Genomic DNA, 24,640 nt, shown 5'->3' with positions numbered 1-24,640 from the left:
CAACTTACAAATCAAGCATTCACCTTTAACTTTTTGAATTCTTCCGTTAACAATGGGATAACTTCGAATAAGTCCCCGACGATTCCGTAATCGGCCACATTGAAAATATTGGCTTCAGGATCTTTATTGATGGCTACGATGATTTTGGAGTTGGACATCCCTGCTAAATGCTGGATGGCTCCGGAAATTCCGCAGGCAATATAAAGGTCAGGCGTAACAACTTTACCCGTTTGTCCGATTTGCAAGGAGTAATCGCAATAATCAGCATCACACGCACCACGAGAGGCTCCAACTGCTCCCCCAAGAACTTCAGCAAGCTCTTTCAAAGGTTCGAAACCATCTTCACTTTTCACACCTCGCCCACCGGCGATGACCACTTTCGCTTCTGAAAGGTCGACCCCTTCACTTGCCTTTCTTACTACATCCTTGATAATTGTACGTAAATCTTTAATATCCACATTTAATGTAGATACATCCCCAGAACGGGACTCATCTTTCGATAGAGGTTCAATGTTATTCGGACGGATGGTCGCGAATACAATACCGTCTGTAACGATTTTCTTTTCAAAGGCCTTACCTGAATAAATCGGGCGAGTGAAGACGATATTTCCGCCTTCTTCTTCAATGGACGTCACATCTGAAATCAAACCTGATTCCAGCTTGCCAGCTAATTTAGGAGCCAAGTCTTTCCCTAATGCCGTATGACCGAAGAAAATGCCTTCTGGTTTTTCTTGCTCGATAATAGCTAGTAAACTTTGAGCATATCCATCTGATGTATATTGTTTTAATTGATCGTTTTCGACCACTACCACTCGGTCGGCACCATACTGAATCAATTCACTCCCAAAAGACTGAACACTGTCACCAACTAAAACACCTACGATTTCTCCGCCGTCTGCAGCAAGTTTAGCCGCTCCGATAGCTTCGAACGATACATTTCTAAGAGAACCATCGCGTACTTCGCCCAATACAAGAAACTTTCTAGCCATTTTTAAAAACCTCCTGTGCTCTATTTTATCTTTTTGTTGTGTTTTATTTTCAATAGAAATCCTTCTATTAAATTACTTTTGCTTCACTGCGTAATAATTGAACAAGTTCGCTAACTTGGTTCGGAATCTCACCATTCAATACTTTACCAGCTTCTTTTTTGGCTGGAAGGAAGATCTCAATCGTTTTTGTTTTTGCCTCGACATCGTCTTCTTCCAAATCCAAATCATCCAATTCCAACTCTTCAAGCGGTTTCTTCTTCGCTTTCATGATCCCCGGTAAAGATGGATAACGAGGCTCGTTCAAACCTTGCTGCGCCGTTACCAGCAGTGGCAGTGAGGCTTCGATTGTTTCTGAATCCCCTTCTACATCACGGATAACGCTTACATTTCCACCTGAAATGCTTAATTTCGTAATGGTTGTGATATAAGGGATATCCAATATTTCTGCTACACGCGGTCCTACTTGTCCAGATCCACCATCAATGGCCACGTTACCTGCAATGATCAGATCAGCTTCTTTATCTTTTAAGTACTCTCCAATAATTTTGGCAGTCGTGAATTGATCGCCATTTTCTATGTCGTCTTCGATATTTATTAGAACAGCTTTGTCAGCACCCATAGCAAGCGCTGTACGCAATTGTTTTTCAGCCTCTTCAGAACCGACGGAAATAACCGTTACTTCTCCACCTTGAGCATCACGCACTTGGATGGCTTCTTCTACGGCATACTCATCGTATGGATTGATGATGAATTCTGCTCCATCCTCATTAATTTTCCCGTTAGAAAGCGTAATTTTTTCTTCTGTATCAAATGTTCTTTTCAGTAGCACATAAATGTTCACGATAATACCTCCCGAATAATTTGAGTTTTGAAGATTGTGTTTTTTAGGCATACTTATAATGGTATTCTTCAGAATTCCTTGAAATCCTGCATTTTTTTTAAATATAAGTAATAAATTTACTAATCAAAAGGATGGCTTAAGGATCATTCTCCTTTAAATACCGGTTCCCTTTTATTTATAAAAGCATCGATTCCCTCTTTTGCATCAGTGCTGTCAAAGGCTTCTCCGAATAGGACGGTTTCCTTTTCTACACCTTTATAGTAGGAATCACCCTTCGAATAATTCAATAGTTCGATAGCGGACTTCAAGGCTAGCGGGCTTTTCTTGACAATCTTAGCGGCCATTTCCTTAGCTTTAGGCAATAATTCTTCATCAGTATAAGCGTGGTTTGCCAAACCCCACTGTACAGCTTGTTGACCCGTTATTGGCTCACTCGTAAATAGCATTTCAGCAGCTTTTGCCGTTCCAACATACCGTGGTAGGCGCTGTGAACCAGCATATCCAGGAATCAATCCAAGTTGCAACTCAGGCAAACCTAATTTTGCACGTTCAGTTACTAACCGAATGTGACAGGCCATGGCCAGTTCCAGTCCTCCGCCAAGAGCAGCTCCGTGAATGGCTGCAATTACCGGCTTTGGAAACGATTCGATTCTCTCAAACACAGATTGACCATTTTGGGCTAGTTTCACAAAGGCTTTACCGTTTTCCACACTAGTGAATTCTTTAATATCCGCTCCAGCAGAGAAGAACCTTCCCTCACCATGGAGTAACACCACACGCACTTCTTCATTGCTTTCGATTTGATCGAAAGCCTGTGATAATTCTTCCACAATAGCGGAAGAAAGAGCGTTAGCAGGTGCATGGTTTATCGATATAATAGCAACGCGATCTTCGATTGCGAGTGTAAGGTATTCCATATTGATCTCCCCCATCATAGTCAAACTTTTTTGAAAATTCGTTATGTACTTCGGTAAAAGGCAGGTAGCCAAATGGCTAGAGGATGGGTCTGGCCATCCTCTATTTTATCTTTACCGTTTCGTGCCACAACCACCGAGTAGAAGGCGATGAACATCTGACGCAAGGTCAGCAAGTGAATATTTTTGTTCATTCATCACCCAAGTTGTTGCTGTTTCATCAATCGTTCCAAAAATCATTTGCCTTGCGAGTAAGTTATTTAAATCAGGCAGGAATTCACCATTTTCTTTCCCATCGGTAATGATTTGATCAATTACATTTAAATATCCTTTTAATACTTCATTAATCCTAAGTCGTAATTCTTTGTTTGACTGTCTTAATTCCAATTGAGTGACAATTGCTAAATTCACGTCTTCTGAAAGGATTTGAAAATGTTTTTGAATTAATAGGAACAGTTTTTCTGAAACTGATGTCTTACCCTTTAATTCTTCTTCAATTTGTTCTACAAAGTAGCCCATTTTTTCATGAAATAATGATATTAAAATATCTTCTTTATTCTTAAAATAAAGATATATAGTACCATCTGCCACGCCTGCTTGCTTGGCAATTTTTGATACTTGCGCTTGGTAATAACCATTTTGTGCGATGACGATAACAGCTGCATCAATAATTTGGTTATACTTTGGTTTGTTGCGTTTCACTGGATGTCCCCTTTCAGAAAATGAATGAATCATCATTCATATTTCTATCATAAAATGATGACTCTCTACTGTCAAGCAAAAACTTCCATAGAGTCATAACATCCTTTTTCCATTCTACCCCTCATTACTTAAGGTTGTCCAGTTGTTCCGCAAACGGAGCTCACTATTACAGCTCCGTAAGATGTTTACGCCTCCTTTTTTTCTGGTGGGATTTTTTTCTTTTCCTCATCAATTAGGACTCTCCTCAAAATCTTACCAATGGTCGTTTTAGGTAGTTCCTCTCTAAATTCATAAAGACGTGGTACCTTATAGGAAGCTAAGCTCTTTCTCACAAACTGATTCAATTCCTCTTCCGTTACACTTGCGCCGTTCTTCAATACAACATAGGCTTTGACGGTTTCCCCACGATATGGATCAGGAATCCCTGCCACTACTACTTCCTGAACGGCCTCATGTTCATACAGAACCTCTTCCACCTCACGTGGATAAATATTAAATCCACCTGCAATTATTGTATCCTTCTTGCGTTCCACTACATAAAAGAACCCTTTTTCATCCATATAACCTAAATCACCCGTAAGAAGCCAGCCGTTTTTAAATGTGTTTTCCGTGTCTTCAGGACGATTCCAATAGCCCTTCATAACCTGGGGCCCCTTAATCGCTATTTCACCGATTTCATTTGGAGGAAGTTCTTCTCCCGTTTCCAACGAAAGGATCACTGAGTCTGTATCCGGCCAAGGCAAACCGATGCTTCCTTTGACACGAGGTTGATCCCAAATGAAATTGGCATGGGTAACTGGAGATGTCTCCGAAAGACCAAAACCTTCAACTAGCTTTCCACCCGTCACTTTCTCAAATTGCTCCTGAACTTCTAATGGAAGGGGTGCCGATCCACTCATGCACGCTTCAATGGAGGACAGGTCATACTTGGAGACGTCAGGATGATTCAATAGACCGATATACATCGTAGGTGCCCCTGGAAACAATGTCGGTCTCTGCTTTTGAATAGTTTTCAATGTAGACTCGACATCAAACTTCGGCATGATGATCATCGTATTTCCTTCCATAACGGAAAGAATCAAAACTGTCGTCAATCCGTACACATGAAAGAATGGTAGGATAGCCAGAATCCGCTCTTCGCCTCGTTTACATCTATAAAGCCAAGCATTGCACATTTTCGTATTCGCAAGTACATTCTTGTGGGTAAGCATGACACCTTTAGGGAAACCGGTTGTCCCCCCGGTATATTGCAAGAGCGCCAAGTCATTCTCCACATCGATTGGCTCTGCTATTTCTTCTGACATTTTCCGCTTCATGATTTCCGTGAATAAATGATGATTTCCTTCATGCTCCACTTTGACCACTATGCCATATTCCTTCTTTTGAATGAACGGATAGATAAGATTCTTCGGGAAAGGCAAGTACTCCTTGATAGCGGTTACAATAATATGTTCGATTTCCGTACTCCGGGCGACTGCGGTGACACGAGGAAATAATATGTCCATCGCTATGATGATCTTCGCTCCAGAATCCTTCATTTGATGTTCTAATTCACGTTCCGTATAGGTAGGATTCGTTTGGACGACCACTCCACCAGCCATCAAAATTCCAAAAAAGCTGATGACTCCCTGTGGGCAGTTAGGAAGCATGACCGCAACACGCTCTCCCTTTTGGAGACCGATGCTCTTTAAGTAGGATGCAAACTTCGTAGCAGATTCATAAACTTCTTTGAAAGTTAATTCCTTTCCCTGGAAATGTATGGACACCTTATCTGGAAATTCATCTGCAGCCTCCTTCAATAATGAATAAAGAGGTTTATCATCGTAGGTTAAAACGGTTGGTATTTGTTCCGGATACATGGCTTGCCATGGCTTATTGCTCATTTGCCCCCTCCTTCTGAATATTCTTAATACTCATACTCATTATAATACAACCGGTATTTTCTTACAATTACTGTATTCAGAAAAAATAAGCATAAAGGAGGATAATCGGTTGAAGAGGATTTAACTCCTTCGTATTAAAAATATTCATGAGGGGATTTTCGATTCAATTAACAGTTAGGATTAGGCATGACTCCTCGTTCAGTTTCTAACCCTAAACCAATATCGATAGAGTTCTTTAAAACCTAATGTTGCATAAAGATTCCGTGCAGGTTCATTCGTTAACACCACTTGGAGATAGGCGTTATTCGCTCCATTCTCCTTTCCCCAATACAGGAGATTTGTAACGAGTTTCGTTCCATAGCCCCGGTTTCGGTAGGCCTCCTCGGTGGCGATATTAAATAGACCTAGGTATTCATCCTCCAGAACACCGAGTCCACATGCTAGCGTTTTCTCCTTTTCATCCGTCAAAAAGATAAAACAGGTAGTTGGAATGATTTGTTCCAGCACCTTCCTGAAAATGGGCTGATTTCTTTTATGTATGTTATTTAATCTACAAAAATCTGCAAACCGCGCTTCTGGCATCTCGTTATATATGAGCACATTGGTTAAACTCGGTACTTCCATATGTGCTAATGACAAAGCTTGCACACTGGTCCTACTTTCGATACTATAATTCAAGGCTTCAAGGGTATCGTCTAAATCGTCCGGACTAGCCAGTGGAGTGATTTTATAAGACATTTGGATGTTCCGTTCCAAGAAAGCTTTTTCACTAGATTCTATTTTTCTATTCACATCTTCATAAGAAGGATAAAGGGGATTAACCGAATTTGCCCTTTTGGTATACCCATCGGCAAAGCGTAAAACCCACCCATCACACAACTGCGTTTGCAATGCCGGCAAAGCGTTCATTGATAGCTCTTCAATTTTCCTTATCAGTTTAGGCTGAACCATTATTTCTTCCTCCATGTACTAGGCTTCGTAAATAATTATATAAAAAAAGAACCCAAATAAAGAAGCGACGCAACGGCCGCTTCTTTTCAGGTCAAGAATACCATATAGATGATTCCGAGCAGAAAAAAAATTCCGCAACAAATAATTAAAACTTTTGCAAGCTTCTCCACAGTTTTCTCCCTCTCATGCAGGACATTAAGATATTCCAGCGCCGATGACAAAGGATAGGGCGATTGAAATGATCATCGCAAGAAATCCCACTGCCCGATTATCTTTTTGTATCTCTTCATCTATTTTAAATCCCGGGGTCATAAATTCAAAAATAAAATAACCGATGAGTAGCAGGATAAAACCGTATACACCCCAGCCTATCATTGTAAGTAGCGAGTTCTGATGGAGAATGGACTGTTGGAACACATAGGCGATTCCAAAAATCTTGCCCCCGGTGGCCATCGCGACAGATAAATTCCCCTGTTTGATTTCCTCCCAGTTTTTGTACTTGGTGACAAGTTCAAAAACGGCTAAAAAAACAATTATGCATAATATAACGACACTATATCTGGCTGCTATATACACATACTCATTTTCCCATATGTTCTCCATGAGACAACTCCCTAACGGTATTCGGCCATTCCTGCTAAGCAGCGTGCCTGAATGGCCACTTTCCTTTTATTTAAATTCTACGACCGTCACACCAGTTCCGCCTTCTCCAGCTTCCCCGAAACGGATTTTCTTGACTGATCTGTGATTCTTCAAATATTCTTGAACCCCGGACCGGAGCGCTCCCGTCCCCTTACCATGAATGATGGACACACGGGAATATCCTGCCAACAATGCATCATCCACATACTTTTCGACCCTCGACAATGCACTTTCATATCGTTCCCCACGAAGGTCTAGCTCCAGGCTAACATGATAATCTCTTCCTTTGATCGTGGTTAACGGCTTCGTTTCTTTCGCCTTTGTCGTTTTAATGAATTCAAGGTCGGACTCTTTCACCTTCATTTTCATGATGCCAATTTGTACCTGCCATTCATTATTTGAGACTTTTTCAATCAGACTACCTTTTTGTCCAAAGCTTACAACCTTTACTTCATCTCCAGGTTTCAGAGTTTTATCCAAAGGCTTAGCTGCTTTTTTGGTTGACTTCTTCACTTTTGGCGCTGCTTCTTCCAGCCGTTTTTTCGCATCGATCAGTTCGTGCTCTTTTACATCGGCATGCTTTTCAAAACGGAGTTGGCGCAAGTCAGCAATGATCGCTTCCGCTTCTTTTTTCGCTTGTTCAACGATTGCCTCTGCTTCTTTAGCCGCTTTTTCACCCATCGCATCTCGTTCTTCATTATACTGTTCCATTTGCTTTTGAAGGTCCTTGTGCAGAATGTCGGCCTGTTTTAGAAGCTCGGCTGCTTCTAGTTCCTCTTCTTCTGCCTTCTTACGGCTATCTTCAAGAGAAGCTATCATATTCTCGACTTTATTCGTATCCTCGCCAATATGGCTACGGGCATTGCTAATGACGCTCTCTTCCAAACCAAGACGCTTGGAAATTTCAAATGCATTACTCCGACCAGGAACACCGATAAGGAGCTTATAGGTCGGGCTCAAAGTCTCGACGTTGAATTCAACGCTTGCATTAATGACGCCTTCACGGTCATACCCATAGGCTTTCAACTCAGGATAGTGGGTGGTGGCAATCACGCGCGCACCACGCTTGTAGACTTCATCCAATATGGAAATCGCCAGTGCGGCACCTTCTTGAGGATCGGTTCCCGCTCCAAGTTCGTCGAACAATACAAGGCTTTCATGGTCGACATTCTTTAATATATCGACAATATTGACCATATGGGAAGAGAACGTACTCAAGCTTTGTTCGATTGACTGTTCATCCCCGATATCTGCATAGATGGAGGAGAATACGGCCGTTTCAGAACCATCAAGAGCAGGGATTTGCAGACCTGCCTGGGCCATTAACGTACAAATGCCTATTGTTTTGAGTGTTACCGTCTTACCTCCTGTATTCGGTCCGGTGATGACAATCGTCGTAAAATCTTCTCCAAGGAAGATATCATTGGCAACGACTACATCCGCTGGAATAAGCGGGTGTTTCGCCTTGAATAGTTTCACGCGGCCTTCATTGTTCAAACGTGGTTTCGACCCTTTTATCGCTTTGGCGTATTTTGCCTTTGCAACAAGGAAATCCACATGGGCAAGCACCTTGACGTTATGGAATAGTTCTGGAGTGAACTCACCTACTTTTTCGGAAATCTCGACCAAAATGCGTTCGATTTCCTGTGTTTCCTTTACACGTGTTTCCTGAAGGACATTATTTAATTGGACAATCACCTGTGGTTCAATGAACAGCGTTTGTCCTGAAGAAGATTGGTCATGGATGATTCCACCATACACACTACGGTATTCCTGTTTTACAGGAATGACAAAGCGGTCATTTCGAATCGTAATGATGGCATCTGACAACATTTTCGTTGCATTCGAAGAACGAATCATGCTTTCGAGTTTTTCACGAACCCTGCTTTCATTCGTGCGAATCTGGTTACGAAGCGTGCGCAACTTATCGCTTGCCGAATCCATCACTTCCCCATGTTCGCTAATAGCATAGGTAATTTCCTGTTGCAAATCAATCAAGGGATGAAGCGAATCGATAAACTCAGCCAATAACGGAACTTCAATCTCCTGTTCCGCGATTTCTTCGAAAAATCGAGTCAAGATCCGACCAGCACGAATGGTGCTAGCCGTTTCCATCAATTCCATCGGGGATAACATGCCCCCGATTTGCGCCCTTTTAGCCTGCAGGCGGATATCGAATATCCCTCCCAATGGAAGATTACCTTTTAACCGGACAATTTTAGCCGCCTCATCCGTTTCATCCTGCCATCTCGATACTTCCTCGAAGTCGGTGGAAGGCATTAATTGCTGTGCCTTCTCCTTCCCGATTGCAGACGAAGCATGGGAAACCAATTGTTCTCTAATTTTATCAAATTCCAATGTCTTTAAAGCTTTATTATGCATGGAGTTAAGACTCCTCCTCAGTGAGTAAATAATTAGTCATTTCTCTTTAAAAACGTCAATAAACCATCCGTATCCATCCCGTTAAGAACCGTTGTTTTTTTAATCCATCCTTTTTTAGCAGAAGATACGCCAACCGGCATATGTTCAAGCATATCAATACTATGGGCATCAGTATTGATCACAACCGTCACTCCCGCTTCTTGCGCTTTACGTAGATGAGGCGGAGCCAAGTCCAAACGGTTCGGGTTAGCATTCAACTCAAGTGCCGTATTCGTCTCGCGTGCCAGTTCAATTAGCATATCCATATCGACATCATATCCCGATCGTCTGCCGATGATTCTTCCTGTCGGATGGGCAATAATATCGACATGCGGGTTATTCAATGCCGTTTTTAATCGTTCCATGATCGTTTCCCGGGGCTGAGAAAAGCTCGAGTGGATGGAGGCGATGACCAAGTCCATCTCTGCCAGCAATTCATCATCGTAATCAAGGGTTCCATCTGGAAGGATATCCATTTCAATTCCTGATAGGACCGTAAAATCATCATACTTTTCATTAATGTCATGAATGATCTGTTTTTGTTCGCGCAACCGCTCTGCAGTCAAGCCATTCGCCACTTTCAAGTATTGTGAATGGTCAGTGATGGCCATATATTTATAGCCCTTGGCCCGACATGCTTCAACCATTTCTTCAATCGAATAAGCACCATCGCTCCAAGTGGTATGCATATGCAGGTCACCCTGAATATCTTCTACCGTTATAAGCGGTTCACTTTCATTGTACTGTTCCACTTCCGTCCCATCTTCACGTAATTCGGGTGGAATGAGCGGGATGCCGAAATGATTGTAAAATTGCTCTTCTGTTTCGAAGGTCAGAATTTCTCCCGTTTCAGCTACCTCCACGCCATATTCACTTATCTTTTCTCCCCGTTCTTTAGCCAACTGGCGCATACGGACATTATGATCCTTCGAACCGGTGAAATGGTGAAGAGTCGTGGTGAACTCTTTATCCTGCACGATCCGGAAATCGACAGAAATATCATATTCATAATCAAGGACGACCGAAACCTTTGTATCACCTGCGGCAATGACTTGCTTAATGCCAGGCAATGAAAGAAGCTGTTCCTTCACCTCTTCTGGGTGGTCCGTGGATATGATGAAATCAAGATCTTTAACCGTTTCCCTCATTCTTCGCATACTGCCGGCTCTTGATGAGCGCGTGATATGCTCCATATTGCCAATCGCCATCTCGATATCGTCAGCAATCGGTCTCATGAAAGCAAGTGGAAGACGGTCAGGCCTTGATCCAGCCTCGGCAATGGCTGATAAGATCTTTTCTTCTGTTTTTTTACCGAAACCGGTCAGAGCCGCGACACGCCCCTCCACACATGCCAGTTTAAGGTCATTCACATCATTAATATGTAATTCTTTGTGTAGCTTGGCGATTTTTTTACCGCCTAATCCCTGAAGTTGTAAAAGCGGTATCAAGCCCTTCGGCACCTGCTCCTGAAGCTCTTCAAGAACGGTCGACTTCCCTTCATTGATAAATTCTTCAATGACGGATGCCGTCCCTTTCCCGATGCCATTCAACGCCGTAAAGTCATCGATGGCCGTTAGACTCCGGTCATCGGTTTCCAATGCACCAGCCGCCTTGCGGAAAGCCGATACTTTAAACGGATTTTCTCCTTTAAGTTCCATGTATATGGCTATCTTTTCTAATAATTTTATAATATCTTTTTTATTGATTGTCATTTTTTTCACCACCAAAATTAGTAGGGAAACTCCCTTGGATACTTTCTTAAAGATACCTTTCTTAACGCCAAAGTACAAGCCGTTCGATTATTACTTATACGAATCAACGATTAGGTAATCCCAGGCTGATCCACAGAAAAGGGCCCGCCCTTCCAAAGATGACGGTTTACAACTTTGAAAGGTAATGGACCCCAATTTAATGCGCTTATGAATTTACTTATTAAACCAAAGGTCTTCCACCTGTTCGGATAGGAACGGAGTATGTTTCACGATTGATTCTGCCAGGAAGGAGCCGGTAAGCGGTTCCTGGATAGAATCCATTGGCAGCAAGGCACCTATGTATAATATAATAAACATGATAAGATAGACTTCGGCAAATCCCAATATCGCGCCTCCCCAACGATTCAACTGTTTTAGGATCGGCAGGTAGGTGATGAAATTGAGCATCGATCCAAGCATTTGCCAAAGAATCTTAGTGGCAAAGAACACGATGGCAAAGGCGATGGCATTGTAATAAGCCGTCTCAAGCCCAACCGATTCGAAAAACATATTAAGCGTCGAAGAATCACCTATGGAAGGGAATGGAATCCACATTTTCAAGTTGGGGGCAAGATCCCCATAGAAGACATAGGCAATAATGAAGGCTACAATAAAACCTGTCATATGAACCAGTTGTAAAATAAAGCCACGCTTCAAACCGATTAATACACCGATTAAAAGAATGGCCAGAATTGCTAAATCAAGCATGTACTCAGTCCTTCTCTCTCTTTAATTCCAGTTGAAGCTGGTCCAGTTCATCTTTTAATTTAATATATTCGTGGATCGTGTTCACTGCGGTCAGTACCGCAAGCTTACTCGTATCCAAATGTGGGTTTTTCATACTGATTTCTCTCATTTTCTCGTCGACCATCGAAGCAACTAGGCGCATATGACTCGCGCTTTCCGTACCGACGATTGTATATGGTTGTCCGTATATGTCAACTGTCGTTTTATTTCGTTTATCGTCTGACAAAATGATGCCTCCAATCTAAACAATCCTATTTCTATCATATCATGAACTTTTTCGTCATGAAAGAGAGTACATCGTCATTTCTCGCATAAAAATTGCAATAATTTGTCAGTTATAAATTCCTTTAGTATGAATGATCCCTTAATAAATCAAATTGAGCGAGGAGTCCATTAATTATGTCCCATGTTGTATTACTTACAAGTCCTATCCAAATCCAAGCAATGAAAGCCCATTATATGAATAGCTCAGTTGCAAAGCTTCCACCTGGGAGTATATTTTCAGCCAAGCCCCCGCTCTGTACCGTAACCGGTTATAAATCCGGAAAGGTCCTGTTTCAAGGAAAAAATGCAGAATTGGAAGCTGCAAAATGGCAGAAGGATGCAGTAACCCCGAAGAAGAAACCGGACTCTTCATCCACTTCCACAGTCAAAGTTCATCGTTATTTACCGCCGGCCAACATTGCCACGATGTCTGTTATTGGTTCCGATGAAGTCGGGACCGGCGATTATTTTGGCCCCATTACCGTCGTTGCTGCCTATGCAAAAAAAGAACAGCTACTTTTATTGAAAGAACTCGGTGTTCAAGATTCAAAAAACCTGAAAGATCCACAAATCATCGAAATTGCTAAACAAATCAAGGATGTTGTCCCATTTAGCCTGTTGACGTGTGATAATCCGAAATACAATATGCTTCAGGCAAAAGGGATGTCTCAAGGAAAGATTAAAGCACTCCTCCATAATCAAGCCATCAAGCACCTTATTCAAAAAATACAGCCAGAGCAAGCGGAGGCGGTCCTGATAGACCAATTCGCCCAGCCAAATGTATTTTTCAATTATTTGAAAGGCCAGGAGCCCTTTCAGGCTAACGCTACCTATTTATGCACGAAAGCGGAAGGCATTCATCTTTCCGTTGCCGCCGCTTCGATTCTCGCTCGTTACGCATTTGTGAAACGCTTTGACCTATTGAGCGAAAAGGCCGGTTTTAGAATCCCCAAAGGAGCAGGCTTTGCCGTCGACGAGGCAGCGGCACGCTTAATCCATGAAAAAGGGATCGACGCCTTGAATGACTTTACGAAAACACATTTTGCCAATACGGAAAAAGCAAAAAAAATATATCACAAGAAATACGGGAAATGAGAACGGGAATTGGAAACGTAAATGCCTTTGGGCTTGCTTCTTATGATAGTAAGATGAATGTATTCAGAAGATCTTGTCGACTATAAGAAAGTACATATTATTAGGAGGCGGTCTTCATGCAATTATCAGCAAGAAACCAATTAAGTGGAAGAATCACTGAAGTTAAAACAGGACCTATTTCAACGGAAATAACCATGAGTATCAATGGTGTAGACATCGTATCCAGCATTACAACGGCTTCTGCAGAATCAATGGATCTAAAAGTGGATGATCAGGCAACAGCAATCATCAAAGCAAGTTCCATCATGATTGCCAAGTAACTGATACATATCCTAATAGAAGACTCTCACCCACCTTTCTAATTCTAGAGAAGTGAGTGAGAGTCTTCTTTTAAATTTGCATGCTATCAAACGAAGGCGTTACACCCAGAAAAACAGCCTCCTGAAATGTCAGGAGGCTGCCTTTTTTGATGCGATCTTATCCTCGTAATTCTGCTCCGGCTTTTTCTTTAACCGCTGCAAGCACTTTTTCATGCGCTTTGGTGATATCCTCGTCCGTCAATGTACGTTCCGGATCGAAGTATTTCAATGAGAAAGCGATGGATTTCTTGCCTTCTTCCATTTTTTCGCCTTCGTATAAGTCAAAGATGCTGACTTCTTTCAATAACTTGCCACCCGCTTCCAAAATAATATTTTGGATGTCGCCGGCTTTCGCTGCTTGCTCGACTACTAACGCGATATCGCGTGTGGTCGATGGATAGCGTGGGATCGTTTGATATGCAATCGGCGCCACTTCCGCTTCAGCCATAGCTTTGAATGAAAGTTCGAAGATGTATGTTTCCTTTATATCCAAATCCTTCTGAACGGTTGGATGCACTTGGCCGATGAAGCCGATTACCTCACCATCCAACAGTACTTCCGCTGTCCGTCCTGGATGCATATCTTTGATTTCCGCTTGGCGATAGCTGATTTGATCAGTTAACCCCAGCGTATCGAAAATTGCTTCGATCACGCCTTTTGCTACATAGAAATCAACCGATTTCTTTTCGCCTTGCCAAGGTTGAGATTCCCATAGTCCTGTAATAACTCCAGCTACATGCTCTTTCTCTTCAGGAAGCTCTTGATTGTCTTTTTTGAAGAAGACAGAACCAATTTCATATAGAGCAAGTGAGTCAAGCTGGCGAGCATTATTATATTTCACGACTTCTAATAATTGTGGAACGATGCTTAAACGCAACTGGCTCCGTTCTTCACTCATCGGCATGGCCAAACGGATGGAATCACGGGCGTTCAATGCAAATTGAGCCGCTTTGTCCTCGCTTGTCAACGAATACGTAACCGCTTGATACAGTCCTGCTCCTTCAAGGGTACGGCGGACTTTACGACGTTTCATTTGATAATCCGTCAATTGGCCAGGAGTCGCGGCACCAACCGGCAATGTTGCTGGAATGTTGTCATATCCATAAAGACGGGCAGCTTCTTCCACTAAATCCGCTTCAATCGTAATATCTCCACGGCGTGTAGGAACGGTGATCGTGAACGTTTCATTGTCCAGAGCCACTCCAAATTGAAGACGTTTGAAGATGGATTCCACTTCAGCGACAGACATATCCGTGCCAAGAAGCGTATTGATTTTTTCAAGGGTAATGCTAATGACAGCTGGCTCCATTGTCAGTTCATCAACCTCTGCCGTTCCTTGTAGAATCGTTCCGCCTGCATATTGTGCAATCAATTGAGCTGCACGTTCTCCAGCTTCACGCACGCGAGCTGGATCGACGCCTTTTTCAAAACGGGCACTTGCTTCACTACGTAATCCATGATCTTTCGAAGCTTTACGTACAACTGTCCCGGCAAAATAAGCACTTTCGATAATGACGGTCGTTGTATCATTCTTCACTTCTGAGTTTGCCCCGCCCATTACTCCTGCAATCGCAACTGGCTCGGTGCCGTTCGTGATGACCAGATGATCTGGCGATAATGTACGTTCCGTTTCATCCAAAGTAACGATCTTTTCTGCTTCGTTCGCTTTACGGATGACAATTTCCTTTGAACCCAAACGATCATAATCAAAGGCATGTAGTGGCTGACCATATTCAAGTAAAATGTAATTCGTAATATCGACCACATTGTTATGCGGACGAATGCCTGCTGACATAAGGCGGGTCTGCATCCAGAGTGGAGATGGACCTACTTTTACGTCCTTGATGATTTTAGCGATGTATAATGGATTATCTTCTTTTGCTTCCACTTTGATGTTAATATAATCAGTGGCTTTTTCCGTTGCTTCTTCTTTTTCGATGACTGGCCATTTCACATCACGACCAAGAATGGCTCCGACTTCATAAGCAACACCCAGCATGCTTAAAGCATCTGATCGGTTTGGCGTTAAACCAAGTTCCAGCACTTCATCGCTTAAACCAAGTTCTTCTAGTGCATCTTTGCCAACTTCCACATCATTAGGGAATACAAAAATGCCTGTTGCATAATCTTTAGATACAATCTTGGATTCGAAACCTAATTCTTGAAGCGAGCAAATCATTCCGTGAGATTCTTCTCCACGAAGCTTGGCTTTCTTGATTTTAAAGTTACCTGGAAGTACAGCGCCAACAGTCGCTACGGCTACTTTTTGGCCTTTATCCACGTTCGGGGCTCCACAGACGATTTGTACAGGGGCCTCCGCTCCAATATCAACCAGGCATTTATTCAGTTTATCGGCATTCGGATGCTGTTCGCGTTCTAGTACGTGTCCGATGACAATCCCTTTAAGCCCTTCACTTTTCTTTTCTACCCCTTCAACCTCAATGCCGCTCTTCGTGATTTTATCCGCAAGCTCACTTGCATTGATGCCGGAAAGGTCTACATATTCCTGCAACCATTTATATGATACAAACATGGTAGGTCCTCCTCTTTAAAATTAAAATTTATGCTTCATGATGATGGAATTGTTTTAAGAAACGAACATCGTTTGTATAGAAGTGACGGATATCATCCACGCCGTATTTTAGCATCGCAATCCGTTCTACACCGATTCCAAAAGCGAATCCGGAGTATTTCTTCGAATCGAATCCAGCCATTTCAAGGACATTCGGATGAACGATTCCTCCACCCAGCACTTCGATCCATCCTGTTTGTTTACATACATTACAACCTTTACCGCCACAGATTTTACATGAGATATCCACCTCTACTGATGGCTCCGTGAAAGGGAAGAAACTTGGACGAAGACGGATTTCCCGGTCTTGGCCGAATACTTTCTTAGCAAATACATCAAGTGTTCCTTTCAGGTCGCTCATGCTGATGTTTTCATCGATGACCAAGCCTTCAATTTGCTGGAATTGATGCGAGTGCGTTGCGTCATCATTATCACGACGATACACTTTACCTGGACAAATGATTTTAACCGGACCTTGGCCTTTATGTTTTTCCATCGTTCTTGCTTGTACTGGAGACGTGTGGGTACGCATCAAAATCTCATCCGTTATGTAGAATGAATCTTGCATATCACGTGCTGGATGGCTCTTCGGCAAGTTCAATGCCTCAAAGTTGTAATAGTCCGTTTCGACTTCAGGACCTTCAGCCACTGTGTATCCCATACCGATGAATAGGTCTTCAATTTCCTCGACGACCCGTGTTAACGGATGAAGATTTCCTTTCTTAACCGGACGGCCTGGTAATGTCACGTCAATCGTTTCTGTTGCAAGCTTCTTATTAACGGCAGCTGTTTCTAATGCCGCTTGTTTTTCCTCGATTTTCGACGCGATGGCTCCACGGACCTCATTAGCTAGCGCTCCGATTTTCGGACGTTCCTCAGCTGATAATTTCCCCATTCCGCGTAATACCTCTGTAATCGGCCCTTTTTTCCCTAAATAAGCAACACGGACTTCATTCAGTTCTTTTAGTTCGGAAGCTGCGGCAACTTTTTGCAACGCTTCTTCCTGCAGTTCTAGTAAACGTTCCTGCATCATGTCTTCCTCCTTTAGTTTTCCTTTTGTAAAAATGAACACAAAAAAACCCCACTCCCAGAAAGGGACGAGGTTTATGTATCGCGGTACCACCCTTATTAGTGCTATCTGCTAAAAAGCATGAAGCACTCACTCATAAAAAATAACGGCTCTTCACCGGAACATTTTTCAGACACTCTGTCTTCCCAATGCCAACTCGAAAGGTGAATTCCCTTAAGCAGTGCCATAAAAATGCTTTCAGTCACGGCATTTTTTCCCTGGTTATGGATGTCTTAAGTTACTACTCTTTGTCATTGTTGTTTTCATTATAAAATTCTGTTTCATTATATTATAAATGAACGGCCGTTTCAAATTGATTTTCTTAAATAGTACATTAAAATACCGGCCGCGATCCCGACATTCAGTGATTCACTTTTCCCGTAAATCGGAATATAAAGGTTTTTCGTCGTTTTCGCCAATAATTCCTTGGAAACTCCTTGGCCTTCATTACCGACGAGCAGTGCAAATCGCGAAGACCTTTCCACCTCTTCAAAGGGCGAGCCACCTTCTAAGGCCGTGCCATAAACCGGCATGCCTTGTTGCTTCAGTTCATCAATGATCTCGGAAAGATTCCCTTTAACCACCGGCATATGAAACAGGCTTCCCTGCGTGGAACGGACCACTTTCGGATTATACAAATCGGCACACCCTTCTCCTAGAATGACAGCATCGATTCCGGCTGCATCAGCTGTCCGGATCATCGTGCCGATATTGCCTGGATCTTGCACCGCATCGATCAACAGTAGTTTGTACGGATTGATGGAAGACATGCTCATGGTTTTCTGTTCACAGACAGCGGCTATTCCTTGTGGGCTCTCCGTATCGCAAATCGCCTTCATGATATCAGTTTTCACATAGATGACATCCGTGCCTTCAAGCGAAAAATGGGCCGGCATTTCTGTTTCTTCATTTACGATTACTTCCATGACGATTTCTGCCTTCAATGCTTCTTCAACAAGATGAAAACCTTCTACTAAATACGTACCGGTTTTATCCCGTTCTTTTTTGGTCAATAATTTTTTCCACTGCTTCACCTGAGGGTTTTTTACAGACTCAATATATTTCAAGGTAAACGCTCCTTTAATATTTCACGCTAATTATCCTATTATAACGTAATTCGTATACATATTGAATGCCTGTTTGTGAAATGCTAGTTATGTGAGTCATTATGTGTTAGAGGAGGAAAAATCATGAATTTAAATTTACGCAATGCCATTATTCAGAATGTATCCGGAAATACGCAAGAACAGCTAGAGGATACGATAGTCGATGCGATTCAAAATGGTGAGGAAAAAATGCTACCAGGTCTTGGCGTATTATTCGAGGTCATCTGGGAAAATTCATCCGAACAGGAAAAGCAGGAAATGATTACGGCTCTTGAATCTGGATTAAAAAAATAACAGCCATCCACGGCTGTTATTTTTTCGGCTCATAAGTGATCCGTATTAATGCGATTTTTGATGTATGGGTCCGTTAAGTCAGGGTTCTCATCGCTATCTTGTGGCACCTTTCCGTCCCCGGGAGCCGTGGTCCGATTCAGTGCGTCTCCTACATCCAGTGAATGTTTGGTGTCAGCGGAAAAGGGATCCACATGGGGATCGCTCGCTATCGTTCCCTCATAATCCTCTGGTCTTGGTTTCTTATACTGCTCCGTGGAATTCGACTTCATCTCTTTCTCTTGTGCACGTTTCGATCCCATCTCTTGATTATCATAGATGTTGGTTGAATTCCCATGAAGTTCTTCACCTTTACCTGGCTGTGCCTCTACTTCACTTGCTTGATAGGCATTCGCCGTCGTTTCCGGGAAAAGATTCGGATCCGGATTATTCACGATACCGGTTTTAAGTGGGTTATTCTCTTGGGAGGTAATATGATCTTCGGTCTCTATTGGGGTCTCGTCGTCAAGAAGAATCAAGAACTTCCCGGCTTCAACTTCATTTATATAAGCCGTGGCTTCACTATCGGCTAAACCCAGATTCCCTAAACGATTTCTGATATCACCGGATCCTTCATTCAAGAAGAAGTGTTTCACTTTTTCTACGAATGAATCATCATCCTGGTTCGTGATAATATCGACGTCCTCATTCTGGCTATTGTTCACAAAAGCCACATCTTCTTTTTTATTCGCGATTACGGTGATTTTCTCACTATCCCATCCTTTTAAATGAAGCGCCTGGATTTCCTTGTTTGCTTCGGAACTAGAATCATAAACACCATGCAATGTTTTTCCCATGAATTATTCCTCCTTTTGTAGCATTACTATTTAATCTTGTTATACCCTTACCACCCAAAATTAAACAAAAATCAGGCTCTGGCCAGTCGATAAGGATTTAATTCCACTCGTCATGCACCTAAAAAAAAGACCTGCCGTCTCGTAAACGGCAGGTCATTCTCTATTAATCCCTTAACGAAGTTTTTGTTGTTCTTCAAGGGTTTTCACATTTCTCTTTTCTTCTAATGGGTCATGCCCTACTCCGGTATTGACCCCAGTATTGACTCTTCCGGTATTGAGAGAATCGCGATTCTTCACTGAATCCGTTTTATTTAAAGCATCTCTCTTGGTCGTTTCACCTAGATTTTTTTCACGTACGATGGATGAATCACTACTATCAAGCTGGATATCTTCTTTTTTAAGAGTATCCTGAACTTGTTCAGTATCTTGTACCACTTGTTTCTTGATGACAATTTCATCAGTGACCACCGGTTTTTTGGTCACTTCCAATTTTTCCTCAACAACTGGAATTCTTACAGTTTCCCCATCTTTAATGCTTCCTGCTTCCAATCCGCTTTCTCTACCTGTAACAGGCCGACGTTCAATCGTTACTTCTTCGTGCTCAACCGGAACATTAATGGTTTTTTGCTGTTCCTTCACTTCTTTATCGATGACGACTTCGCCTGCCTGAACTCTTTCTTTATCAATATTCAACTGTTCTTCACGTAGTCGAATCGTTTTTTCATCTTCTGTCGTTCCACGACCACGGCCATTCATGACAGAAGTATCCTTATCGTTCAACAAACCATTCTGTTCAGTTCCGTTGAAACGTGGGTTTTCCGAGTTGCTATCCAACGTCTTTCCAACCGGACGGGTGCTTCCTTCTGTTCCAGCCTTGAATGAATCTCTTGGTACAGTTAGATGACCTTTGCCTTCTTCAACTAAAACCAACACTTTTCCTCGTTCTACATCATACACGTATTCAGCTGCTTCACTATTAGAAAGCCCTGCATCCGCTAGTTTCGTTGAAAGGTTCGCATGCTCATCTGGCATGAAGAAGCGTGCCACCTTGTCCATAAAGCTATCATCATGTGATGCATTCGTAATGGTATGGACATCCGTTTCCCTTTGTTGATTCGTAAAGTCCAGTGTTTCTTCTTTGTCTGCTACAACCGTTATATCTTCCCCTTCATAGCCTTTCGCTTTAAGTGCATTGATTGCTTGGATCACTTCTGCATTAGATTCATATACTCCATAAACTGTCTTATTCATATTAAATTCCTCCTCGTATTTTATCGATGTATTTGGTAGTTGGTATATTTAGAATGTACCCGTTAGTATGCGAACTAAACGAATAAGCCATATTACATTTGTGTTATAACATTACATTACGTTCTCAAAAACGAATGCCTTTTCCCTCCAGACCCCATCTGGACTAGGGATGCAAGCATTATATAAATGTAATGTTTAGAATCAATACCCCCATTTTACTAGTTTTCATAAACTCAATAGATTCGCTTTCTTCTATATATAGGCGTCCTACCTACTAAAGAAGTGTCTCCAAATCTCCCCAACTAGAATTTTAGAAACAAAAAAACCCCCCTCCTGTTTAAGGTTATCCTTAAAGCAGGAGGGGGTTTTACTCTCATTATGGAATCATCCAAGAAAGGATGCCATTTTGCAAGAACGTGATAATACATACAAGAAGCAATAAGAACAAACTATGCTTGAGGGTGAATCTCAATAATTCGGACTCCCTACCAGCCAGTCCGACAGCCGCACAAGCGATGGCAATCGACTGAGGGGAAATCATCTTTCCGGTTACACCCCCGGAGGAATTCGCCGCGAGCGCCAATACCGGCTCCATTCCAATCTTTAAAGCGGTAACTTTTTGCAGACCGCCAAATAATAGATTGGCAGATGTATCCGAACCTGTAATGAACACACCTAACCAGCCAAGGACCGGTGCGAAAAACGGGAAGAAGTCTCCGGTCTTTGCAAGTGTCATTCCCAAGGTCGTCGACATCCCCGAAGAATTCGTCACATAAGCGAAAGCAACGACAGAGGAGATCATCAAGATTGGCTTGGCTAATTCTTTCATGGCTTCCACAAATGTATCCAAGAATACTTTTGAAGACATATGTACGATGAACTTTGTCACAATGGCCGCCAGTAAAATGGCCGTTCCTGCTGTACCGAGCAGTTCGATTTTATAAAAAGCTGCAATGGGCAGGCCATTGCTACCAATAATTTCATTATGCAAACCAGGCACTTCAATTTGGAAAGTTAATAGTTTACCAATTTCATTGATTCCTTTTAAAATGGCATTCGTTCCCTCATAATGACCGGATAATGCCGGCTTTATTGGATTCAATCCCCAAATGGAAATGAAACCCGTCAACAGAAGGAATGGGGACCACGCATGGAATATCTGCCATTTCGTATACTTTTTCTCTGTTTCTTGTTCAGAAGCGAATTCTTCAACAGCTGCTGCCGTTTCTTCCGACTTGAATCGAAAAATCGTTTTTGGCTTCCAGAATTTCAGGAAGATGGCTAAGGCAAATAATGATACTAATGCAGAAAGAATATCCGGTAATTCAGGTCCAAGGAAATTCGAACTTACATATTGGGTAATGGCAAAAGATAGACCGGAAACGATGACAGCCGGCAACACTTCAATCGTCCGTTTCCATCCAGACATGATCATGATGAGATATAGTGGGATGAAAGCCGACAAGAAAGGTAACTGGCGACCGACCATTTTGGATATTTCCATAGCCGCAATACCAGTAGGTCCTTCCATCGCAATAATCGGAATCCCGACCGCACCGAATGCAACAGGTGCCGTATTGGCGATTAAACAGATTCCCGCTGCATAAAGCGGATTAAATCCAAGTCCCACCAGAAGAGCTGCAGAAATGGCCACTGGTGCACCAAATCCAGCCGCCCCTTCTAAAAAGGCCCCGAATGAGAATGCCACCAATAAGGCTTGAAGGCGGCGATCTTCCGTCAAGGACAGGACAGAAGATCGGATAATGTCAAATTGCCCACTTTTCACAGTCATCTTGTACAAGAATACGGATGTGATGATGATCCATCCGATAGGCAACAGTCCGTAAACGGCCCCTTGAGAAGCAGACATCACGACTTTTCCTGCCGGCATCCCATACGCGAAAACGGCAGTTACAAAAGCAACAAGCAAGGTTGTCAAACCCGCTAGGTATCCTTTCATCCGTTTGATGGTAAGAGCCCAGAAAAAGTACAAAATGGGTATAAGCGCTACTAGAGATGATAGTACCAGATTATCAAGAATCGGTGTAAAGTTCTGTGTCCATGTCATTCGTTTCGACTCCATTCACTATATTTTTCAAACTTTCAGATATTTATATTCAGTGAAAACCCTTTCACATTTATATTTCTTCATATTGCTGGAAGTCATCAGATGACTTGATGATTATTTATTTAAGGTAAATGATTAGAAATGGAAAATCAAGGTTTTTTTATTTTTTGATCATATTTCCTTATCGACAGATGAGAAACCAACAATGTGTTATATAATAAAGATAACTAGAAAAAGCAAAGAAAATCGGGGTGTTCCTACTTGACCTACAAAAAAATCAAACCAAAGAAAATTTATGAAGAAGTCAGTGATGAACTGTATGAAATGATTCGTTCCGGTACTTTGAAACCGGGCGATAAATTAGATTCCATTCAACAGCTTGCGGAAAATTTCCAGGTCGGCCGCCCGGCAATTCGTGAAGCATTAAGTGCCCTTAGCTCGATGGGGCTCATTGAAATTAAGCAGGGCGAAGGAACATTCGTGAAAACTTTCGACCCTAGCATCATGAACTACCCATTGACTACAGCTCTGTTGATGGATAAAGAAAATATTAAAGATTTACTGGAAGTCCGAAAAATACTTGAATCTGGAACTGCCGAGTTAGCCGCGAAAAAGCGGACCGCTGAGGACATTGCCGAAATGGAGACGAAGCTTGCGGAAATGCTAAAGGTAGCCGACGATGAAGCATTGAGTGATAGAGCTGATATAGGCTTTCACGTGACCATTGCGAACGCTTCTAAAAATGAGTTGCTCATTACATTGATGAGCCAGGTGTCAGTGATGATGACCGAAAAGATGCGTGACATTCGACGTCTTGCTCTCTATTCTGAAGAAATGTCCCTTAAACGGCTTTATCAGCAACATACCCAAATTTACCAAGCAATCGTCGACAAGGACGAAGCCGGCGCCCGCCATGCCATGCTTTTCCATTTGCAAAATGTCGAGGAATCTTTTGATAAATTCATCCTCCAAACCAGTGTGAAAAATCAATAATACGCACGATTACTAAAAATGAACTATACAAATTATACAGAATTTGATATATTATTCTGAAAAAGATTCCATGTTTCTAGGGAAAATGGCAAGTTATTCAACCATTTCCTTTTTCTGTTTTAGTCATCAGATGACCTGTTCACTCATTTGAAAAAGGAGGAAAAATTATGAAAGTGACTTTATTCGCCACATGTTTAGTGGATTTATTTCAATCCAATGTCGGAAAAGCGACGGTGGAACTGCTCGAGCGGCTTGGGTGTGAAATTGACTTTCCGGAATCACAGATTTGCTGTGGACAACCGGCTTATAATAGCGGCTATACAAAGGATTCAAAAGAAGCAATGAAAAAGATGATCCATACATTTGAGGATGCACAATATATTGTCACCCCTTCTGGTTCCTGTGCAGCTATGTTCAAAGAGTACCCGGTTCTTTTTAAAGGAGATCCGGTTTGGGAAAAGAAAGCTGTTGCATTGGCAGAAAAAACATATGAACTGACTCAATTCATCGTGGATGTACTAAAGGTGACGGATGTCGGTGCTAAGCTTGAAGGTAAAGCGACCTATCATACATCCTGCCATATGACTCGATTGCTCAAAGTGAAAGAAGCTCCTGCCATTTTATTGAGCCATGTTAAGGGACTGGAAATGACACCGCTTCCGGACGCCCAAAACTGTTGTGGCTTTGGGGGGACCTTTTCAGTCAAGATGGGAGACATTTCCGGACAAATGGTAGAGGAAAAGGCTTGTAATGTGGAAGATACCGGAGCCGACTTTCTTATCGGCGGAGACGCTGGTTGCTTAATGAATATCGGGGGCCGTATCCAACGTAAAGGGCAACCCATCAAGGTTTTACATATTGCGGAAGTATTAAATAGCATTTAAAGAAACCGAGG

General features: G+C 42.3%; 22 protein-coding genes and 1 other annotated feature. Of the genes, 5 read left to right on the top strand and 17 right to left on the bottom strand.

Going from position 1 to position 24,640, the window contains the following annotated elements; translation table 11 throughout:
- Positions 1 to 11: 11 nt before the first annotated feature.
- The 11 genes from ACIQXR_RS16945 to zapA form a co-directional block, all read right to left on the bottom strand.
- Complete coding sequence (locus ACIQXR_RS16945; RefSeq protein ID WP_402874524.1) at positions 12 to 989, bottom strand: electron transfer flavoprotein subunit alpha/FixB family protein; 978 nt, start codon at positions 987 to 989, stop codon at positions 12 to 14.
- 67 nt (positions 990 to 1,056) lie between these two features.
- Positions 1,057 to 1,830: an electron transfer flavoprotein subunit beta/FixA family protein gene (locus ACIQXR_RS16940; protein WP_402874521.1), complete on the bottom strand. Its 774-nt coding sequence runs from the start codon at positions 1,828 to 1,830 to the stop codon at positions 1,057 to 1,059.
- Positions 1,831 to 1,973: 143 nt separating this feature from the next.
- Complete coding sequence (locus ACIQXR_RS16935) at positions 1,974 to 2,747, bottom strand: enoyl-CoA hydratase (protein WP_402874518.1); 774 nt, start codon at positions 2,745 to 2,747, stop codon at positions 1,974 to 1,976.
- 111 nt (positions 2,748 to 2,858) lie between these two features.
- Positions 2,859 to 3,446 carry a fatty acid metabolism transcriptional regulator FadR gene (locus ACIQXR_RS16930; RefSeq protein ID WP_402874515.1) on the bottom strand — a complete coding sequence of 196 codons (588 nt, stop codon included), beginning with the start codon at positions 3,444 to 3,446 and terminating at the stop codon, positions 2,859 to 2,861.
- 185 nt (positions 3,447 to 3,631) lie between these two features.
- The gene (locus ACIQXR_RS16925; protein WP_402874512.1) at positions 3,632 to 5,329 is read right to left on the bottom strand and encodes an AMP-binding protein; all 1,698 of its coding nucleotides are present in this window, start codon (positions 5,327 to 5,329) and stop codon (positions 3,632 to 3,634) included.
- Positions 5,330 to 5,527: 198 nt separating this feature from the next.
- Positions 5,528 to 6,280: a GNAT family N-acetyltransferase gene (locus ACIQXR_RS16920; RefSeq protein ID WP_402874510.1), complete on the bottom strand. Its 753-nt coding sequence runs from the start codon at positions 6,278 to 6,280 to the stop codon at positions 5,528 to 5,530.
- Positions 6,281 to 6,475: 195 nt separating this feature from the next.
- Complete coding sequence (locus ACIQXR_RS16915) at positions 6,476 to 6,883, bottom strand: DUF350 domain-containing protein (protein ID WP_402874507.1); 408 nt, start codon at positions 6,881 to 6,883, stop codon at positions 6,476 to 6,478.
- 66 nt (positions 6,884 to 6,949) lie between these two features.
- Positions 6,950 to 9,304, bottom strand: a complete 2,355-nt coding sequence (locus ACIQXR_RS16910; protein WP_402874504.1) for an endonuclease MutS2 — start codon at positions 9,302 to 9,304, stop codon at positions 6,950 to 6,952.
- 32 nt (positions 9,305 to 9,336) lie between these two features.
- Entirely contained in the window at positions 9,337 to 11,055 is a 1,719-nt protein-coding gene (gene polX / locus ACIQXR_RS16905; RefSeq protein WP_402874501.1) for a DNA polymerase/3'-5' exonuclease PolX, read from the bottom strand.
- A 213-nt stretch (positions 11,056 to 11,268) separates the two neighbouring features.
- A complete protein-coding gene (locus tag ACIQXR_RS16900) occupies positions 11,269 to 11,802 on the bottom strand; it encodes a CvpA family protein (RefSeq protein ID WP_402874498.1) in 534 nt (177 codons plus the stop codon).
- 4 nt (positions 11,803 to 11,806) lie between these two features.
- Positions 11,807 to 12,067: a cell division protein ZapA gene (gene zapA / locus ACIQXR_RS16895; RefSeq protein ID WP_402874495.1), complete on the bottom strand. Its 261-nt coding sequence runs from the start codon at positions 12,065 to 12,067 to the stop codon at positions 11,807 to 11,809.
- 173 nt (positions 12,068 to 12,240) lie between these two features.
- Here zapA and rnhC point away from each other — a divergent pair, with 173 nt between their 5' ends.
- Positions 12,241 to 13,200 carry a ribonuclease HIII gene (gene rnhC / locus ACIQXR_RS16890; RefSeq protein WP_402874492.1) on the top strand — a complete coding sequence of 320 codons (960 nt, stop codon included), beginning with the start codon at positions 12,241 to 12,243 and terminating at the stop codon, positions 13,198 to 13,200.
- A gap of 116 nt (positions 13,201 to 13,316) precedes the next feature.
- On the top strand, positions 13,317 to 13,520 hold the full coding sequence (locus ACIQXR_RS16885; RefSeq protein WP_402874489.1) for a TOBE domain-containing protein: 204 nt from the start codon (positions 13,317 to 13,319) through the stop codon (positions 13,518 to 13,520).
- Between the two features lie 157 nt (positions 13,521 to 13,677).
- Here ACIQXR_RS16885 and pheT read toward each other — a convergent pair whose 3' ends face one another.
- The 3 genes from pheT to ACIQXR_RS16870 all read right to left on the bottom strand — a co-directional run bounded on the left by pheT (position 13,678) and on the right by ACIQXR_RS16870 (position 18,267).
- Positions 13,678 to 16,092 (bottom strand): phenylalanine--tRNA ligase subunit beta, encoded by a 2,415-nt coding sequence (gene pheT / locus ACIQXR_RS16880; RefSeq protein WP_402874486.1) that lies wholly within the window; start codon positions 16,090 to 16,092, stop codon positions 13,678 to 13,680.
- A gap of 28 nt (positions 16,093 to 16,120) precedes the next feature.
- Positions 16,121 to 17,161, bottom strand: a complete 1,041-nt coding sequence (gene pheS, locus ACIQXR_RS16875) for a phenylalanine--tRNA ligase subunit alpha (RefSeq protein WP_402874483.1) — start codon at positions 17,159 to 17,161, stop codon at positions 16,121 to 16,123.
- Positions 17,162 to 17,221: 60 nt separating this feature from the next.
- Positions 17,222 to 17,464: a binding site (T-box leader), on the bottom strand.
- Positions 17,465 to 17,508: 44 nt separating this feature from the next.
- A complete protein-coding gene (locus ACIQXR_RS16870; RefSeq protein ID WP_402874480.1) occupies positions 17,509 to 18,267 on the bottom strand; it encodes a TrmH family RNA methyltransferase in 759 nt (252 codons plus the stop codon).
- A gap of 123 nt (positions 18,268 to 18,390) precedes the next feature.
- Here ACIQXR_RS16870 and sspI point away from each other — a divergent pair, with 123 nt between their 5' ends.
- Positions 18,391 to 18,600 carry a small acid-soluble spore protein SspI gene (gene sspI / locus ACIQXR_RS16865; protein WP_402874477.1) on the top strand — a complete coding sequence of 70 codons (210 nt, stop codon included), beginning with the start codon at positions 18,391 to 18,393 and terminating at the stop codon, positions 18,598 to 18,600.
- A 29-nt stretch (positions 18,601 to 18,629) separates the two neighbouring features.
- Here sspI and ACIQXR_RS16860 read toward each other — a convergent pair whose 3' ends face one another.
- From ACIQXR_RS16860 to ACIQXR_RS16850, 3 genes are all read right to left on the bottom strand, one after another.
- A complete protein-coding gene (locus tag ACIQXR_RS16860) occupies positions 18,630 to 19,433 on the bottom strand; it encodes a general stress protein (protein ID WP_402874474.1) in 804 nt (267 codons plus the stop codon).
- Positions 19,434 to 19,604: 171 nt separating this feature from the next.
- Positions 19,605 to 20,684, bottom strand: coding sequence for a YsnF/AvaK domain-containing protein (locus ACIQXR_RS16855; protein ID WP_402874471.1), 1,080 nt, complete (start codon positions 20,682 to 20,684; stop codon positions 19,605 to 19,607).
- 376 nt (positions 20,685 to 21,060) lie between these two features.
- A complete protein-coding gene (locus tag ACIQXR_RS16850) occupies positions 21,061 to 22,752 on the bottom strand; it encodes an L-lactate permease (RefSeq protein ID WP_402874468.1) in 1,692 nt (563 codons plus the stop codon).
- Between the two features lie 261 nt (positions 22,753 to 23,013).
- Between ACIQXR_RS16850 and ACIQXR_RS16845 the strand changes: the two genes are divergently transcribed.
- Together ACIQXR_RS16845 and ACIQXR_RS16840 are read left to right on the top strand one after the other, a co-directional pair.
- Positions 23,014 to 23,745 carry a FadR/GntR family transcriptional regulator gene (locus ACIQXR_RS16845; RefSeq protein WP_402874465.1) on the top strand — a complete coding sequence of 244 codons (732 nt, stop codon included), beginning with the start codon at positions 23,014 to 23,016 and terminating at the stop codon, positions 23,743 to 23,745.
- A gap of 167 nt (positions 23,746 to 23,912) precedes the next feature.
- Positions 23,913 to 24,629, top strand: coding sequence for a (Fe-S)-binding protein (locus ACIQXR_RS16840; protein ID WP_402874462.1), 717 nt, complete (start codon positions 23,913 to 23,915; stop codon positions 24,627 to 24,629).
- Positions 24,630 to 24,640 lie beyond the last annotated feature (11 nt).

The sequence above is a fragment of the Peribacillus sp. NPDC097224 genome, assembly GCF_044761985.1.
Lineage (GTDB): Bacteria > Bacillota > Bacilli > Bacillales > DSM-1321 > Peribacillus.
This window is presented reverse-complemented; position numbering and strand designations above follow the sequence as displayed.